14 protein-coding genes are annotated in these 14,097 nt (G+C 62.2%); 9 read left to right on the top strand and 5 right to left on the bottom strand.

The annotated features are described in order from the left end of the window. Nucleotides 1-30 precede the first annotated feature (30 nt). Entirely contained in the window at nucleotides 31-468 is a 438-nt protein-coding gene (locus L8U60_RS02740) for a Fur family transcriptional regulator (protein WP_269964867.1), read from the bottom strand. Between the two features lie 191 nt (nucleotides 469-659). On the opposite strand from L8U60_RS02740, the gene L8U60_RS02735 reads away from it, so the two are divergent. Genes L8U60_RS02735 through L8U60_RS02725 form a run of 3 tightly spaced genes read left to right on the top strand, consistent with a single transcriptional unit; the run spans nucleotide 660 to nucleotide 3,019 of the window. Next, entirely contained in the window at nucleotides 660-2,042 is a 1,383-nt protein-coding gene (locus tag L8U60_RS02735) for a glycine--tRNA ligase (protein WP_269964866.1), read from the top strand. 15 nt (nucleotides 2,043-2,057) lie between these two features. After that, the gene (locus L8U60_RS02730) at nucleotides 2,058-2,573 is read left to right on the top strand and encodes a hypothetical protein (RefSeq protein ID WP_269964865.1); all 516 of its coding nucleotides are present in this window, start codon (nucleotides 2,058-2,060) and stop codon (nucleotides 2,571-2,573) included. Continuing rightward, nucleotides 2,573-3,019 (top strand): hypothetical protein, encoded by a 447-nt coding sequence (locus L8U60_RS02725; RefSeq protein WP_269964864.1) that lies wholly within the window; start codon nucleotides 2,573-2,575, stop codon nucleotides 3,017-3,019. Before L8U60_RS02730 ends, L8U60_RS02725 begins: the two co-directional genes overlap by 1 nt. Here the strand turns inward: L8U60_RS02725 and L8U60_RS02720 are convergent. Further along, nucleotides 3,016-5,019, bottom strand: coding sequence for a TPM domain-containing protein (locus L8U60_RS02720; RefSeq protein WP_269964863.1), 2,004 nt, complete (start codon nucleotides 5,017-5,019; stop codon nucleotides 3,016-3,018). The genes L8U60_RS02725 and L8U60_RS02720 overlap by 4 nt on opposite strands. A 94-nt stretch (nucleotides 5,020-5,113) precedes the next feature. On the opposite strand from L8U60_RS02720, the gene L8U60_RS02715 reads away from it, so the two are divergent. Further along, entirely contained in the window at nucleotides 5,114-6,379 is a 1,266-nt protein-coding gene (locus L8U60_RS02715; RefSeq protein ID WP_269964862.1) for a deoxyguanosinetriphosphate triphosphohydrolase, read from the top strand. Here the strand turns inward: L8U60_RS02715 and L8U60_RS02710 are convergent. Together L8U60_RS02710 and L8U60_RS02705 are read right to left on the bottom strand one after the other, a co-directional pair. Continuing rightward, nucleotides 6,376-7,341, bottom strand: coding sequence for a hypothetical protein (locus L8U60_RS02710; protein ID WP_269964861.1), 966 nt, complete (start codon nucleotides 7,339-7,341; stop codon nucleotides 6,376-6,378). The two genes, L8U60_RS02715 and L8U60_RS02710, sit on opposite strands and share 4 nt — an antisense overlap. A gap of 153 nt (nucleotides 7,342-7,494) precedes the next feature. Beyond that, nucleotides 7,495-7,941 carry a guanyl-specific ribonuclease gene (locus L8U60_RS02705; RefSeq protein WP_269964860.1) on the bottom strand — a complete coding sequence of 149 codons (447 nt, stop codon included), beginning with the start codon at nucleotides 7,939-7,941 and terminating at the stop codon, nucleotides 7,495-7,497. A gap of 44 nt (nucleotides 7,942-7,985) precedes the next feature. Between L8U60_RS02705 and dnaG the strand changes: the two genes are divergently transcribed. Both dnaG and L8U60_RS02695 read left to right on the top strand, forming a co-directional pair. After that, entirely contained in the window at nucleotides 7,986-9,887 is a 1,902-nt protein-coding gene (gene dnaG / locus L8U60_RS02700; RefSeq protein ID WP_269964859.1) for a DNA primase, read from the top strand. A gap of 29 nt (nucleotides 9,888-9,916) precedes the next feature. Further along, nucleotides 9,917-10,537 (top strand): MazG nucleotide pyrophosphohydrolase domain-containing protein, encoded by a 621-nt coding sequence (locus L8U60_RS02695; protein WP_269964858.1) that lies wholly within the window; start codon nucleotides 9,917-9,919, stop codon nucleotides 10,535-10,537. A gap of 79 nt (nucleotides 10,538-10,616) precedes the next feature. Here L8U60_RS02695 and L8U60_RS02690 read toward each other — a convergent pair whose 3' ends face one another. Further along, nucleotides 10,617-11,057: a hypothetical protein gene (locus tag L8U60_RS02690; protein WP_269964857.1), complete on the bottom strand. Its 441-nt coding sequence runs from the start codon at nucleotides 11,055-11,057 to the stop codon at nucleotides 10,617-10,619. A gap of 249 nt (nucleotides 11,058-11,306) precedes the next feature. On the opposite strand from L8U60_RS02690, the gene L8U60_RS02685 reads away from it, so the two are divergent. The 3 genes from L8U60_RS02685 to L8U60_RS02675 all read left to right on the top strand — a co-directional run bounded on the left by L8U60_RS02685 (nucleotide 11,307) and on the right by L8U60_RS02675 (nucleotide 14,097). Beyond that, nucleotides 11,307-12,050 carry a lytic transglycosylase domain-containing protein gene (locus tag L8U60_RS02685; RefSeq protein WP_269964998.1) on the top strand — a complete coding sequence of 248 codons (744 nt, stop codon included), beginning with the start codon at nucleotides 11,307-11,309 and terminating at the stop codon, nucleotides 12,048-12,050. A gap of 83 nt (nucleotides 12,051-12,133) precedes the next feature. Further along, nucleotides 12,134-13,408 carry a phosphopyruvate hydratase gene (gene eno / locus L8U60_RS02680; RefSeq protein WP_269964856.1) on the top strand — a complete coding sequence of 425 codons (1,275 nt, stop codon included), beginning with the start codon at nucleotides 12,134-12,136 and terminating at the stop codon, nucleotides 13,406-13,408. A 137-nt stretch (nucleotides 13,409-13,545) separates the two neighbouring features. Continuing rightward, a complete protein-coding gene (locus tag L8U60_RS02675) occupies nucleotides 13,546-14,097 on the top strand; it encodes a septum formation initiator family protein (RefSeq protein ID WP_269964855.1) in 552 nt (183 codons plus the stop codon).

Raw genomic sequence — 14,097 nt, 5'->3', positions numbered from 1 at the left:
CTAGGAGGTCTGAAAGGCCTCCTAGACCTCCTAGGATTGTTTCTGACAGTTGCCGCAGATGCCGAAGATCTCTGCGTCATGGCCGGACAAGGTGTAGCCATGGCTGGCGGCCACGTCCTTGGCCCATTGCTCCACCGGCCCACCTTCGATCTCCTCGCTGCGGCCGCAGGAGGTGCACACGAGGTGGTGGTGGTGCCGGTCGCTCAGGCAGTGGCGGTAGAGCGTCTCACCAGTATCGGAATTGAGAGCATCCACCGCACCAATCTCTGCCAAGGTCTGCAACGTGCGGTACACCGTGGTCAGGCCGACCTTCTGTCCGCTGTCCAGAAGCTCTTGGTAGATGGACTGCGCGGAGGCGAACCGGTCAATCTTCTGTAGAACATCAACGACGGCGGCGCGCTGCCGTGTATTACGCGCACCAATCTTGGGGGCAGGTGCCTGCCTGTGGGAGTGGGCGTTCGTGGACATGCAATCGACCTACTGGGTTCTTGGGGGCGGGAAGACGTCGATAAGCTCCTAAGCTTAGCCTTGAAACCAGCTTCCGGCGATACAACGCTGGGGATGGGTGGTGAAAAATCATCACAGGCTACACTTGGGGGCGTTAATTTGCGGAACCTCCGCGAATGAATCTCAAATCTACGAGGAGAGTTGAACTGCCCATGGCAACGAGTGCGATTGATACCGTCGTTAACCTCTGCAAACGTCGCGGACTTGTGTACCCGGCCGGAGAAATTTACGGCGGCACGCGCTCCGCATGGGACTACGGTCCGCTCGGCGTAGAGCTGAAGGAGAACATCAAGCGCCAGTGGTGGAAGACCATGGTGCAATCGCGTAATGACGTCGTGGGCGTAGACACTTCCATCATCCTCCCGCCGCAGGTGTGGGTGGCTTCCGGCCACGTTGAGGTGTTCACTGACCCGCTGGTGGAATCCCTGTACACCCACAAGCGCTACCGTGCAGACCACCTGCTGGAGGCCTACGAAGAGAAGCACGGCCACCCGCCGGCAAACGGCCTGGCAGACATCAACGACCCGGAGACCGGCCAGCCGGGCAACTGGACCGAGCCGCGCGAGTTCTCCGGTCTGATGAAGACGTACCTGGGCCCCGTCGACGACAAGGAAGGCCTGCACTACATGCGCCCGGAGACGGCGCAGGGCATCTTTGTGAACTTCAAGAACGTGATGACCTCGGCGCGTATGAAGCCACCGTTCGGCATTGCCAACGTGGGCAAGTCCTTCCGCAACGAGATCACGCCGGGTAACTTCATCTTCCGCACCCGTGAGTTTGAGCAGATGGAGATGGAATTCTTCGTCAAACCGGGCGAGGACGAGCAGTGGCACCAGTACTGGATCGACGCCCGCCACCAGTGGTACCTGGACCTGGGCATCAACCCGGACAACCTGCGCCTCTACGAGCACCCGCAGGAGAAGCTGTCTCACTACTCCAAGCGCACCGTGGACCTGGAGTACGCCTTCCACTTCCAGGGCTCCAAGTGGGGCGAGCTTGAAGGCGTGGCTAATCGCACGGACTACGACCTGAAGACGCACTCCGAGAAGTCCGGCGAGGACCTGAGCTTCTTCGACCAGGAGACCGGCGAACGCTGGATCCCGTACTGCATCGAGCCGGCTGCCGGCCTGGGTCGCGCGATGATGGCCTTCCTCATTGACGCGTACCACGAGGATGAGGCACCGAACGCTAAGGGCGGCGTGGATAAGCGCGTCGTGCTCAAGCTGGACCGCCGCCTGGCACCGGTCAAGGTTGCTGTTCTGCCGCTGTCCAAGAAGCCGGAGCTCGCTGGCCCGGCTCAGGAGCTCGCGCAGACCCTGCGTCAGCACTGGAACATTGACTACGACACCTCCGGTGCCATCGGCCGCCGTTACCGCCGCCAGGACGAGATTGGTACGCCGTTCTGCGTCACCTACGACTTCGACTCGCTTGAGGATAATGCCGTCACCGTGCGTGAGCGCGACACGATGGAGCAGGAGCGCGTGCCGCTCGCTGAGCTGGAGTCCTACCTGGCCGCACGCCTCATCGGCTGCTAAGAGAGGTCGCGCACGATGCACTACGTGAGCTGGGATCGCACCAACCGGGATGAGCCGAAGCTTCTGGCGGAGGCTGGCCCGGAGGTGCTGGCCACCTTCACCCATGATTCGGCCCAGCTGGAGGGCGACACGTGGGAGCTTATCCCGTCGCCCGAGTCTGGCGCTGTGGCCAAGGACAGTACCGGCCGCGAGATCGTGCGCGTTGATGGCTCCCTGAAGCGCGACAAGCACCTCACTGTGCACGTGGACGGCGCGCCGTACGCGATCGTGGGGGAGACGTCGAAGAACTTCATCATTGACGACGCTGACGGCCAGAAGGTCGCCCAGTTCACCAGTGACCACAATGGCGTGCGCAAGGCGATCCTCGAGTTTGAGGGCGAAACCACGCTGCCGTACACGCATATCGTGGCCCTGGCCTGGGCGTCCCGCATGGTGCTGGAAGCCCGCAAGATGGTCAACAGTACCGCGCTGATCGGCTTCTTGGCGTTCCTCAGCGTCTTCATCATTCTCGTGTGGTTGATCGGCCCCTAATGCTCGCCGCAACATGGCGTGGGCATGAGCTTATCGACGTCTCCGGCCTCCCCCTCGCCACTTTTTCACCCACCGACAACACCTTGGACATGGCTGGCGCCACGCCCATCACCGTTGTCCACACTGCCGGCGCTATGCGCTGGGAGGTCAGCGGCACTGCAGCGGGGGAGACCTACACCGTGCGCACCCATGGCTTTGGTGTGCGCACACTCACCGCGCGGTGTGGTTCCCGCAGCTACCAGCTGGAACGTACCGGCCGTATGTCGAAGAAGCGGACGGTGACCAACGCTGCCGGTGCCGTCATTGCGGAAACCGCGCCGCGGGGGCTGCAGGACCTCGTGGTCACACCCACGGCAGCGGCCGCGAGTGTGCCGCTGGCGGATCTGGTGTTTCTGTCGTGGGCGCTCACGCTCATTGATACGCCCGCGCGACAAACGATGATTTAGAAGCTTCCGCCGCGGCCATAGCCCCCGCCACCGCCACCACCGCCGAAGCCTCCCCCGAAGCCACCGCCGCCGCCACCGCGACTGCTTCCGCCGCCACCGCCGAAGCCACCGCTGAGGATGGAGCCCCACAGAATCGCGTTGGCCATGGAATCAAAGGTCTGCGCGTTGCGCTGGCGGCGGTAGTGGTTCACATCTCCTTCGGCCGCGCGCATGGCGCGACGAGCAGTGTCCGCGGAGGTGCGGGCGAATTCGATGGCGTTCTTTGTGTCGGAGGTGCGGCGGTTGCGGGCCTCCGCATACTGGCGCTGTGCCTCGGCGAGAAGCGTGCGCGCCTCGGAGCCGATGATGCGGCCGCGGGAATGGATGAGGTCCTGTGTGCTTTGGATCTGCGCGGCTGTGGCCTGCAGCTGCTGGTCCAGGAGCTGCAGTTGGCGCTGCTGGTTGGAGGCGGCGCCGCGGGCGCGGTCAATCTGATCGTCGATATCAGCGTCGAGCTCAGTGAGCTCCGAGTACAACGCCAGTGGATCATTCTCCGGACGGTTGCCCATGGAGTCGAGTTCACCCTGGGCACGCGCCGTGATGGCATCCAGCGCCGCCACGTCGATGCGGGCGCCCTGCTGCGTCTGGGTCTTCAGCTGCTCAATCTCGCGGAGCTCATCGCGGATCTCCTTGATCAGTGCCGGGAGGTTGGTCCGTGCCGTGGTGATGTTGGCATCCGCATGTTCGATGGAGCTCAGGTTGGTGTCGGCGACTTCGACGGCGTGTTGGGCGGCGCGGAGGACGTCGATAAGCGATCCCTGGCGGCCGGCCGGCTGGGCAGCGAGACCACGTGCCTGCTCAAGCTGCTTCTCCGCCTCGTTGATGGAGCCAACAGCGATGTCCACGTTGTGAGCGATGGATTCCAGCAGCGTATCCGCGTAGCGCTCCTGCAGGCTGGCCAGCGTGGCGCGGGCGGGCTCGATGCGGGCGCGCAGATCCACGGTGCGCTGGAAGATGGCGTTGATTTCTTCGCCGGCCTTCATCAGCACACCACGCATCTGCTGGAATTCGTCGGAGCGGGTGTTGAGTGCCTCATCGGCGGTGCCGCAGGTGGAGATGATGTCGATGAGCATGGCACGCTTTTCGGGTTCGGTCTCCGGGATGGCGTCGTACAGCCGCTGGTGAATACCGAACGCCCGCTGCAGGGCAGAGGTGGCCTGGTTCATCGCGGACGTGAACGGGCGCACGCGGTCCGCGCCGAATTCCTCGGTAGCCACGGCGAGTTCTTCCTTGCCCAGGCGGATCGATTCATCGGTGTGGACGAGGGCATCGCGGGCAAGTTCCTCCAGCGTGGGCGTAGGCAGGCGGCCGAGCGAATCGGTGTCGCCCGGATTGAGCTCGCGCGCAGCATCCAGCTGCTTCTGGGAGGTCTTCTTGTTCTTGTTCCGGCCGTACAGCCAGAAACCGCCACCAGCCACGGCGGCAGCACCCGCGCCGCCGGCGACCAAGGCAACGTCGGACCCTTCGCTGGCACCGCTCACCGAGGTGATGGCATCCAGGCCTGCCTGGCCGTAATTGTCCTGGGTTAGCTGGTTGAAGGCGGCGTCATACATCTTGTCGATGTCCCCCCTCGGCCAGTCAGCCCCACCGTAGACGTAGAAATCGCGCTGCTCAGGGGAGATGGCCACCACGGCAGTATTCTGGCCCTTCGCGTCCACGGCCTCCGTGGCCCACTCTTGTGCGCCGCCTGGGCCGAAGTCATTGGCGTACACCACAAAGGCGTTGCGGCCCTTGTTTTGCTGGAGCTCCTGGATGGCCTCAGCGATCGCGGAAGCGTCAGCGTCGGAGAGCACTCCCGCCTCATCGACGACCTTCTCGCGCAGCTCGCTCGGCGACAACGCTGTTGCCGCCTGCGCCTGTACCGCGTCAACCGCCGCGAGGGCGAGAGGAGCAGCAGACAATGCGATCCCACCAGCAATGACGGGAGCTGCGAGGACAAGACGAATGTAGCGCGAAGTCATGGCCACGAGACTACCAGCGCGAGCGATGGGCAAACCTGAAAACTCACGCCGCTCCCATGTTCGGCGCTCAACCCCGTCTAGGCTCAATAGCGCTATGAACTACCAGTATGATTCGGCGGATCTTGCCCGCCGCGCGCCGGAGGGGGAGAAGGGGTCGCAGCTCACCGACCTCGATGAGCACCGAGACGCCTTCGCCCGTGATCGCGCACGCGTGCTGCACTCGGCTGCGCTACGGCGCCTCGCCGACAAAACCCAGGTCGTCGGCCCGCGTGACGGCGATACGCCACGCACGCGCCTGACACACTCGCTAGAGGTCGCTCAGATCTCACGCAGCATCGGCTCCGGCCTGGGCCTCAACCCCGATCTGTGTGAAATGGCCGGGCTCACCCACGACATTGGGCACCCGCCGTACGGCCACAACGGGGAGGTTGCGCTCAACGAGCTCGCCGCCGGGTGCGGGGGGTTCGAAGGCAATGCGCAAACGCTGCGCATCCTCACGCGGCTTGAACCAAAAGTGCTTGTGCGCGGCTCCTCTCTCGGCCTCAACCTCACCCGCGCCGCCCTCGACGCCGCCTGCAAATACCCGCGCACCCGCACCAACGCGGATGGCACGGTGAACCGCAAGTACGGCGCCTACGACGAGGACGCTCACATCCTCGCCTGGCTGCGTGAAGGTCACACAGATGACATGCCGCCGATGGAGGCGCAGGTCATGGACTGTTCCGACGACATCGCGTACAGCGTCCACGACGTCGAAGACGGCATCGTGTCCGGCCGCGTTGACCTGAAGGTGCTGTGGGACCTAGTGGAACTCGCCGCGCTCGCGGAGAAAGGCGCGAAGGCATTCGGGGGCACCGCCGATGAGCTTATCGACGCCGCCGCCCGCCTCCGCTCCCTCCCCATCGTCTCCGCCGCCGCCGACTTCGATTTCTCACTGACCGGCTACGTGACGCTAAAGAAGATGACCTCTGAGCTGGTCGGCCGCTATGTCGGTGCCGTTATCGCCGCTACCTTGTCGGCCAATGACGGCTCGATCGGCCGCATGCACGGCCGCCTTGTCATCCCACCGGAGGCTGACGCGGAGGTGCGCCTCCTCAAAACCGTGGCTGTCCTCTACGTCATGGACATGCCTGCCCACATCGCCCGCCAAGACAGGCAGCGCGACCGCATCCGACGCGTCTACTACTACCTGACCGCCGGCGCGCCGGGCACCCTGGACACCATGTTCGCTGCCTGGTGGAACGAGGCCGAAACGGATGCGGAACGCCAGCGCGTGATCATCGACCAGATCGCCTCCATGACCGAGTCCCGCCTGGAGCGCACCGCGAAGAAGGTCGCGTCCTTCGAGGGTTACTTCTAGGCAAGATTTCGGTGGCGCAGACGCCGGGCAGCTTTCACCTCACGTACGAAAGCGTCGGGATTCGCTTCAATCTCCGCGGTGGTGAAGTAAAGCTTCCGGTATCCGCGGGAGGCCATCCAACGTTCGCGCTTCCGAAGTCTCGCAGCCATCGACTGTAATTTCGGTTCCGCCTCCATCGCGAGCCACAAAGGATCTTGATCAATTTCAATGATCACGTCATTGCCAACGAGAAGTGTCGCCCACCCCATCCCCTCAATCTCATGCTGCACCCGCACATCCACTCCAGCCTCAACGAGCAGCGAGTACGCAAGCATGTATGAAAATGATCCCAGCTCCGCCGTGTACTGAGGTAAACGGACCGCCAAGGTCTTCCAATGTGGATGAATCGGGCCCTCAAAATTCTCGGCATACGAAGAAATCGTGTCCGCACTGACCCCGCACTCACGCAACCAGCCCACGGCAAGCCGCGCATCCGTGGCGTCCCCCAATCGGCACAGATCAAGGTAGGTCCGCAGCGGATGCGTCACACGCACCCCATCAAGCTCCGCGATCTCATCCTCCCGGAGCTTCATGGACTTGAATCGGGTCTTCGCAGGAAGCCTGCTTTTCGACGGCTGATGCCCCGACGGCAACGCCATCACCACAAACCCGTCATCGGGCCGACGAAACCACATTCCCCATTGCGCCGCGGCCCATATGCCGATGAGCACAGCTTTCCTTGTGTCCCTCACCGCAGCAGCTCCGCGCACGACGATCTTTTGCTTCGAGGAAAGACTGAGCCACCACTCCGCCTGAAGAGCGCTCGTTCGTGACACGTAGCGGAGCTGGGGTGAAGGGTGTGCGGGATCCTCTGGTGAAACCTGAATTCGCTCCCGCATGAAGCGTTGGCGCAACTCTCGCGCTGCCTGGATCTCTTCAGCGTCCTGACCAGCGAACTCTAACCATTCTTGCGCGTCGTTCATGCCCCCGATGTCCCCCTGATTTACGTGATGTCCCCTGAATTCACGGCGATGAATTCAGGTTTCATCATAGGCTTCCGCGGAGGAAGAAGGGGGAGGAAGAAGGGGGAGGAAGAAGGGGAGAGGAAGAAGAGGAAGGAATGAGGGGTGGGTGGGTTATTCCACGTCGGATTCGGGGATTTCGCAGAAGGATTCGTAGTGGTCCCAGGTGTAGTAGTACACGTCCGGGTCTTGTGGGGTTCCGCCGCCGGTGACGAGGCGGCGCTCGCCGCGGCCGGTGCGGCCTGGCGTGGGAACGGTGTACTCGCGGTAGTAATTGGAGTGCTCTTGGGGGAGCTCGTTTTCGTAGTTGCCAAAGTGGCCGCCGTCGGTGGCGGGGTAGGGGAGGGGGGAGTTGGAGTGGATGTCGTCGATAAGCGAAAAAGCTTCTTCAGGCACCTGGCGGGGCCCGCATTCGCGGACACCATCATCGTGGAGGGCCGAGTAGCCGATGGCGAGCATGGTTATCAGCGTGATGGCTGAGAGCAGGGGGAATGCCGGCGTACGCCGGTTGGTACTGTCGCCGTCGTTGGACGCGGAGCTACCTGAGGGGCCGTGAGACATGGCCACCATATTAAAGCCTTGACCAGCCCGGTACTATTAGCGCCATGGCTAGGGGCAGGATTCCGGATAGTGACATCGAGGCAATCCGTGAGCGCGCCAACATTGCGGACATCGTGGGGGAGTACGTCCAGCTCAAACCGGCGGGACACGATTCCTTGAAGGGACTCTCGCCTTTCAAGGATGAGAAGACTCCGTCCTTCCACGTCCGCCCCGCGCGCGGGTACTACCACTGCTTTTCCACGGGGAAGGGCGGCGATGTCTTCTCCTTCATGATGGAGATGGAGCAGCTCAGCTTCCCCGAAGCGGTGGAGGCTGTGGCTGAGGAGATCGGGTACCACATTAATTATCAGGGGGGATCGACTGGTGCTCGTGATGTGAAGCCCGGTACTCGTGCGCGGTTGCTTGCCGCGAATAAAGCCGCCCACGAGTTTTACCGCGAGCAACTGGAGCAGCCTGAAGCGGAAGTAGGGCGCCGTTTTCTGCTCGATCGTGGCTTCGACCGTGAGATCATCCACCACTTTGAGTGCGGTTACGCGCCGGACGGCTGGGACACCCTGACCAAGCACCTGCTGCGCAAGGGCTTTGATGCCCAAGAGCTGCAGGAGGCAGGACTGTCCACGATGGGGCGGCGGGGGCCGATTGATAAGTTCCGCCGTCGTCTGCTGTGGCCCATCAAGGATGTTGCCGGAAACGTCATTGGTTTTGGTGCTCGCAAGCTTTTTGATGATGACCAAATGGGTAAATACATGAATACCCAGGACACGATGCTGTACCACAAGTCCAAGGTGCTCTTTGGTCTGGATCTGGCGAAGAAACACATCGCCCAGGGGCACCAGTGCGTGGTGGTGGAGGGCTATACCGACGTCATGGCCATGCACGCCGCTGGCATCAAAACTGCCGTAGCTGCCTGTGGCACTGCCTTTGGCAAGGACCACATGAGCATCATCCGCCGCCTCATGCTGGATGACAATTACTTCCGCGGCGAGCTGATCTACACCTTCGACGGCGATGAAGCTGGCCAGAAGGCAGCGATGCGCGCGTTCGAGGGCGACCAGCAGTTCACGGGCCAGTCTTTCGTTGCCGTGGCGCCGGAGGGCATGGACCCGTGTGACCTGCGCATGGCCAAGGGCGATTCCGCAGTGCGGGATTTGGTGGCAAGCCGGATCCCCATGTTCGAGTTCGTCATCGAGTCCCTGCTCAAGGACTACTCCCTCGACACCGCCGAAGGGCGCCTGCAGGCTTTGCGCCGTACGGTCCCCGTGGTAGCGCAGATTCGGGATACTCCGCTCCAAACCGAGTACGCCCGCCAGCTCGCCGGCTGGGTGGGCTGGCCGGACCCGAACGAAGTGATCCGCCAAGTGCGCGCGGAGGCCAAGAACCCCAAGGCGCCGAAGCGTTCGTCGTGGGAACCTGCCGCCCCGCAGCAGCCTCAGTCCGCGCCGGGCCAGGCCGCATTTGTTCTGCCGGACCCCGCGGACCCGCGCCTCTGGGCCCAACGCGAAGCCCTCAAAGTGGCGCTGCAGTACCCCAACGCCGTGGGCACTTATTTCGACGGCATCAACCCGGATGCCTTCACTCACCCTGCTTACCGCGCGGTGCGCGACGCCATGGGCAAAGCCGGCGGCACCTCCAACGTGGCTGCGGACGCATCCGGCGCGCAGTGGATCACCCGCGTCTCCGAGGAAATGCTCGACGCTGCCGGCCGTAACTTCGTGTCCGAACTCGCCGTCGAGGACATCCGTGCCGATGACCCCGTCACGTATGCCGATTCCGTCCTCTCCCGCTTGCAGGAAGTCCGCGTGGGCAACCAGATCGCCCAGCTCAAATCCCAACTCCAGCGCATGCGCCCCAGCGACGACGAAATGGCTTACAACGCACTGTTTTCCGACCTCGTCGCCCTCGAGCAGGCGCGGCGGGAGCTGAACGAGCGGGCGTTTCGGGGCTGAGAGATCGTGCTCATTCTAAGATCGGTTCCATGAGCGTTTTGGTTCTGGATCCCCGTTGGCCCGACATGATTCCTCTGCAGGCAGCTGTAGGGGTGCAAAGTCCGGTTGCATACACCGATGAAGTGCCGGTGAGTGTGCGCTGGAATTTCGGGGATCTGGCTCGCAGTGAGGATCCAACTGGTGTGGGAACTCTGGTTACCACCGATGTCAACGACCCGCTGGTGAAGGAACGTATTGAGAGTGGGGAGATCGTCGTGGAGGCAGCGTCGCTGAAAGATCCGCTCCATAAGGCGCAGGCAGTCATGCACGAGGCGCGCGCCCGCGGTGAGTGGGAGAAAGCCCAAACGCATGAAAGCCTGCTTGAGTATCTCAAGCAGGAAACACAGGAACTCATCGATGCGGTGCAGGGGAAGCACAGTGACGAGGAGCTGAAGAAGGAACTGTCGGATCTGTTCCTGCAGGTCTTATTCCACGCGGAGCTCGCAGACGAACGTGGTGCATTTGCATTTCCCGACGTTGCCCAGGCCTTCGTGGACAAGATGAAGAACCGTGCACCGTACTTGTTTGATGGGTCGACGGGTACGGTGTCCGTCGATAAGCAAGACCGCTTGTGGGAAGAGGGCAAGCGTAAGGAAAAGTCCGCCGAATAAATGTGAAAGCAAACAGCCGCTGCTCCACCCCGACATGTGCGGGGAGGGGAAGCGGCTGAATTCTTTGGCGGGTGTGCTCTTAGAAGCTGCTGCCCGCTGGTGCGACTGCCGGCAGGACGTTGCGCAGCTCAGGCAGGCCTGCGTCAGCGGAGAGCTTGGAGGCGAAGTCAATGATCTGGCTCTGCGGGGTTGCCGGGTCTGCCTTGACTACGCCGCATGCGAGTGCGCGGTCTGCAACAGCGTTGATGGTCGGTGCGGTGAGCAGCTTGGTGGTGGCGTCAGCACCGAAGGAGGTGTTCAGGTTGGTTACCAGCTGGCCGCGGGTGGTGTCACCCTTGGCCATGTTGGTGGCGCGAAGGATGGAGCCAACAGCGTTGCAGTCAAGGGTGGCGATGTTGCCATTGAAGGCCTTGAGCAGCTCAAGGGTGTTGTTCTGGGCGTCGGCCTTGGTGGCGGTGATAGCGCCACCGGCGACGGTAGCGGCGAGAGCGGCGGTGATAGCGGCGGTACGGATACGCATGGGGAAGTGGTGTCCTTTCACGGTGATATGAGGGTTGTTTTCAAGACGAACATTGATACTACAGTGACGCAAGTGAAAATTGTTACTACTGTTTCTTGCGCTACCCCCGCGGGTCAGCCGGAAAGTCGTGACGGGTCTGTAGAGTGAGCGACCGTGACGACACCCAGATTTCAGCCACGGCGCCGGCGTAGAAGAAGCGCTGGCAGATCCGCTCTTGGTTGCGGGTGCAGTGCTGTACTTGCTGTGCTGATGGTGATTGTGCTGATCATCGTGTTGTCTTTCTGGGTGATCAGTCTGTTCGGAATTGACACCCCGGGCTCAAACCGCCGCCCGGTGCCAACGGATGTGCCCCCAGCCGCAGCGGTTGCGCCGCCAGCTATTGATGTGCACGGTCCAGGCCGTACGTCCGATCTGCTGGCGGAATGGGCGGAACCTATTGCGGAGGACACGAATATGGACCCGCAGGCAGTGCGTGCATACGGCAATGCTGCGCTTATCGCGGCGGAAGCGTGGCCCGGGTGCAATCTGCAATGGAATACGCTCGCTGGAATTGGGTGGGTGGAAACTCGCCATGGCACGTACACGGGGAAGCTTTTCGACGCAGCTGAGCTTGATGCCAACGGTGTCGTTGTGCCGCCGATCGTGGGGCCCGCCCTTGACGGGACGCAGGGGTTTGCGCGCATCCTGGACACGGATAACGGGCACTTTGATAATGACACCGAGTTTGATCGTGCTGTTGGTCCCATGCAGTTCATCCCTGAATCGTGGAACCGTTTTGGGCGCGATGCGAATGGGGATGGCTATGCCGATCCGCAACAAATCGATGATGCTGCGTTAGGTGCAGCAAACCTGCTGTGTAGCGGGGGACGTGACTTGAGTACTGCGGAGGATTGGCAGTCTGCCATCTTGGGTTACAACCACTCCAATGACTATCTTGCGCGTGTGCGTGATGCTGCTGCGAACTATGCGTTGAGGCAGGCAGCGCTCAGATAGGGGAATAGCCTCACGTTGTGGCCCGGACCTCCGTACAATTGGGCGTGGACAATCCACCACTGATGTAAAAGGAGACAATCCAAGTGGCTGACATCATGCTGACCTACGCCCGCGAGATTATGGACTCTCGCGGTAACCCCACGGTTGAGGTCGAGGTTTTCCTCGAAGATGGTTCCCACGGTATCGCTGCGGTTCCGTCTGGTGCCTCCACCGGCGAGCATGAGGCGCACGAGCTGCGCGACGGCGGTGACCGTTATGACGGCAAGGGTGTGCAGAAGGCTGTCACCAATGTCAATGAGACGATTGCGGACGCCATCGCTGGCATCGAGGCTGATGATCAGCGTGTGCTGGACCTGACCATGATTGAGGTTGACGGCACCGACAACAAGAGCAACCTCGGCGCCAATGCCATCCTGGGTGTGTCCATGGCTGCGGCGAAGGCCGCTGCGGATTCTGCTGGTCTCCCGCTGTACCGCTACATCGGTGGCCCGAACGCGCACGTCCTGCCGGTGCCGATGATGAACATCCTCAACGGTGGCGCACACGCTGACTCCGGCGTAGACGTCCAGGAATTCATGATCGCCCCGATCGGAGCTGACTCCTTCACCGAGGCTCTGCGCCAGGGTGCAGAGGTTTACCACGCGCTGAAGTCCGTGATTAAGTCCAAGGGCCTGTCCACGGGCCTGGGTGATGAGGGTGGCTTCGCTCCGTCCGTCGGTTCCACGAAGGAAGCGCTGGACCTCATTGTTGAGGCTATTGAGAAGGCCGGCTACAAGCTGGGCGAGGAGATTGCTCTGGCTCTCGACGTTGCTTCCTCAGAGTTCTACGAGAACGGCACCTACAACTTCGAGGGCGGCCAGCACACCGCTGAGGAGATGGCCAAGGTTTACGCCGACCTGGTGGAGAACTACCCGATCGTGTCCATCGAGGACCCGCTGGATGAGAACGACTGGGAGGGCTACACCAAGCTCACCGCTGAGATCGGTGACAAGGTGCAGATTGTCGGCGACGACTTCTTTGTTACTAACCCGGAGCGTCTCGCCCGCGGCATCGAGGAGAAGGCAGCTAACGCTCTGCTGGTGAAGGTGAACCAGATTGGTACCCTCACCGAGACCTTCGATGCAGTGGAGCTCGCACACCGCAACGGCTACCGCACCATGATGTCCCACCGTTCCGGTGAGACCGAGGACACCACCATTGCGGACCTGGCAGTGGCACTGTCCTGTGGCCAGATCAAGACTGGTGCGCCGGCCCGCTCCGAGCGCGTGGCTAAGTACAACCGCCTCATCCGCATCGAGGAGGAGCTCGGCCCGGCAGCTGTTTACGCCGGCCGCGACGCATTCCCGCGCTTCAAGTAGTCAAGGGTGAAGGATCTGACATCTCCCCTTAGTGCCAGGTCGCGGAAATGGAGGGTGTCAGATCCTTCACTCTTCCTGCCCAAGCGCACGTCGTGCCAGGGTCAAACGTCTGAGGGCGGGTAGAGTAATCAGTCACTATGGCCACATCTTCCACACCCGGCAAGCGCCGCCCCCGTATCAAGGTGCCCACCACCGTTCCGGTGGCAAGCCGTGATGCCGCCGCGCGCCGGGCTGCTGCGGCACCGAAGCGCAAGCGCGTGGACATGCTCAAGGGCGACATCGTGGGTGTGGCAGTGCTGATCACGGTGGTGCTCGTCGTGCTCATTGCCATCGCTGTGCCACTGCGTAACTACTACTCCGGACGCGCTGAAATCGCGCGGCTCGAAGCTTCCATTGAGGCGAAGAAGGAACAGAAGGCTGACCTGGAAGAGCAGTTTGAGCGCTACAACGATCCGGAGTACACCAAGCAGGAAGCGCGCCGTCGCCTCGGCATGATGGAGCCCGGTGAGACCGCCTGGCGCATCATTGATCCGCGCATGGACGTGGATGCCATGACCACCCAGCGCACTGACGGCGTTGATCCGGATACCCCGTGGACCACGATCCTGTGGGACTCTTTGCGTGAAGTGCCGGAAGTACCCGTAGACCCGCCAGCTGAGGAGCAGGCACCAGAGCCTGTGGAACAATAG

It is taken from the genome of Corynebacterium meitnerae (assembly GCF_027570075.1).
Taxonomy (GTDB): domain Bacteria; phylum Actinomycetota; class Actinomycetes; order Mycobacteriales; family Mycobacteriaceae; genus Corynebacterium; species Corynebacterium meitnerae.
Note: the sequence above shows the minus strand (reverse complement) of the source record. Positions and strands in the feature narration are given on the sequence as shown.

What these genes read in the sequence shown, in the direction of transcription:
- L8U60_RS02695 (WP_269964858.1), top strand. Translation starts at nt 9,917, where the DNA reads ATGAGCGTTTTGGTTCTGGATCCCCGTTGGCCCGACATGATTCCTCTG.
- L8U60_RS02710 (WP_269964861.1), bottom strand. Translation starts at nt 7,341, where the DNA reads ATGAACGACGCGCAAGAATGGTTAGAGTTCGCTGGTCAGGACGCTGAA.
- L8U60_RS02705 (WP_269964860.1), bottom strand. Translation starts at nt 7,941, where the DNA reads ATGTCTCACGGCCCCTCAGGTAGCTCCGCGTCCAACGACGGCGACAGT.
- L8U60_RS02725 (WP_269964864.1), top strand. Translation starts at nt 2,573, where the DNA reads ATGCTCGCCGCAACATGGCGTGGGCATGAGCTTATCGACGTCTCCGGC.
- L8U60_RS02690 (WP_269964857.1), bottom strand. Translation starts at nt 11,057, where the DNA reads ATGCGTATCCGTACCGCCGCTATCACCGCCGCTCTCGCCGCTACCGTC.
- dnaG (WP_269964859.1), top strand. Translation starts at nt 7,986, where the DNA reads ATGGCTAGGGGCAGGATTCCGGATAGTGACATCGAGGCAATCCGTGAG.
- L8U60_RS02685 (WP_269964998.1), top strand. Translation starts at nt 11,307, where the DNA reads ATGGTGATTGTGCTGATCATCGTGTTGTCTTTCTGGGTGATCAGTCTG.
- L8U60_RS02720 (WP_269964863.1), bottom strand. Translation starts at nt 5,019, where the DNA reads ATGACTTCGCGCTACATTCGTCTTGTCCTCGCAGCTCCCGTCATTGCT.
- L8U60_RS02740 (WP_269964867.1), bottom strand. Translation starts at nt 468, where the DNA reads ATGTCCACGAACGCCCACTCCCACAGGCAGGCACCTGCCCCCAAGATT.
- L8U60_RS02735 (WP_269964866.1), top strand. Translation starts at nt 660, where the DNA reads ATGGCAACGAGTGCGATTGATACCGTCGTTAACCTCTGCAAACGTCGC.
- L8U60_RS02730 (WP_269964865.1), top strand. Translation starts at nt 2,058, where the DNA reads ATGCACTACGTGAGCTGGGATCGCACCAACCGGGATGAGCCGAAGCTT.
- L8U60_RS02715 (WP_269964862.1), top strand. Translation starts at nt 5,114, where the DNA reads ATGAACTACCAGTATGATTCGGCGGATCTTGCCCGCCGCGCGCCGGAG.
- L8U60_RS02675 (WP_269964855.1), top strand. Translation starts at nt 13,546, where the DNA reads ATGGCCACATCTTCCACACCCGGCAAGCGCCGCCCCCGTATCAAGGTG.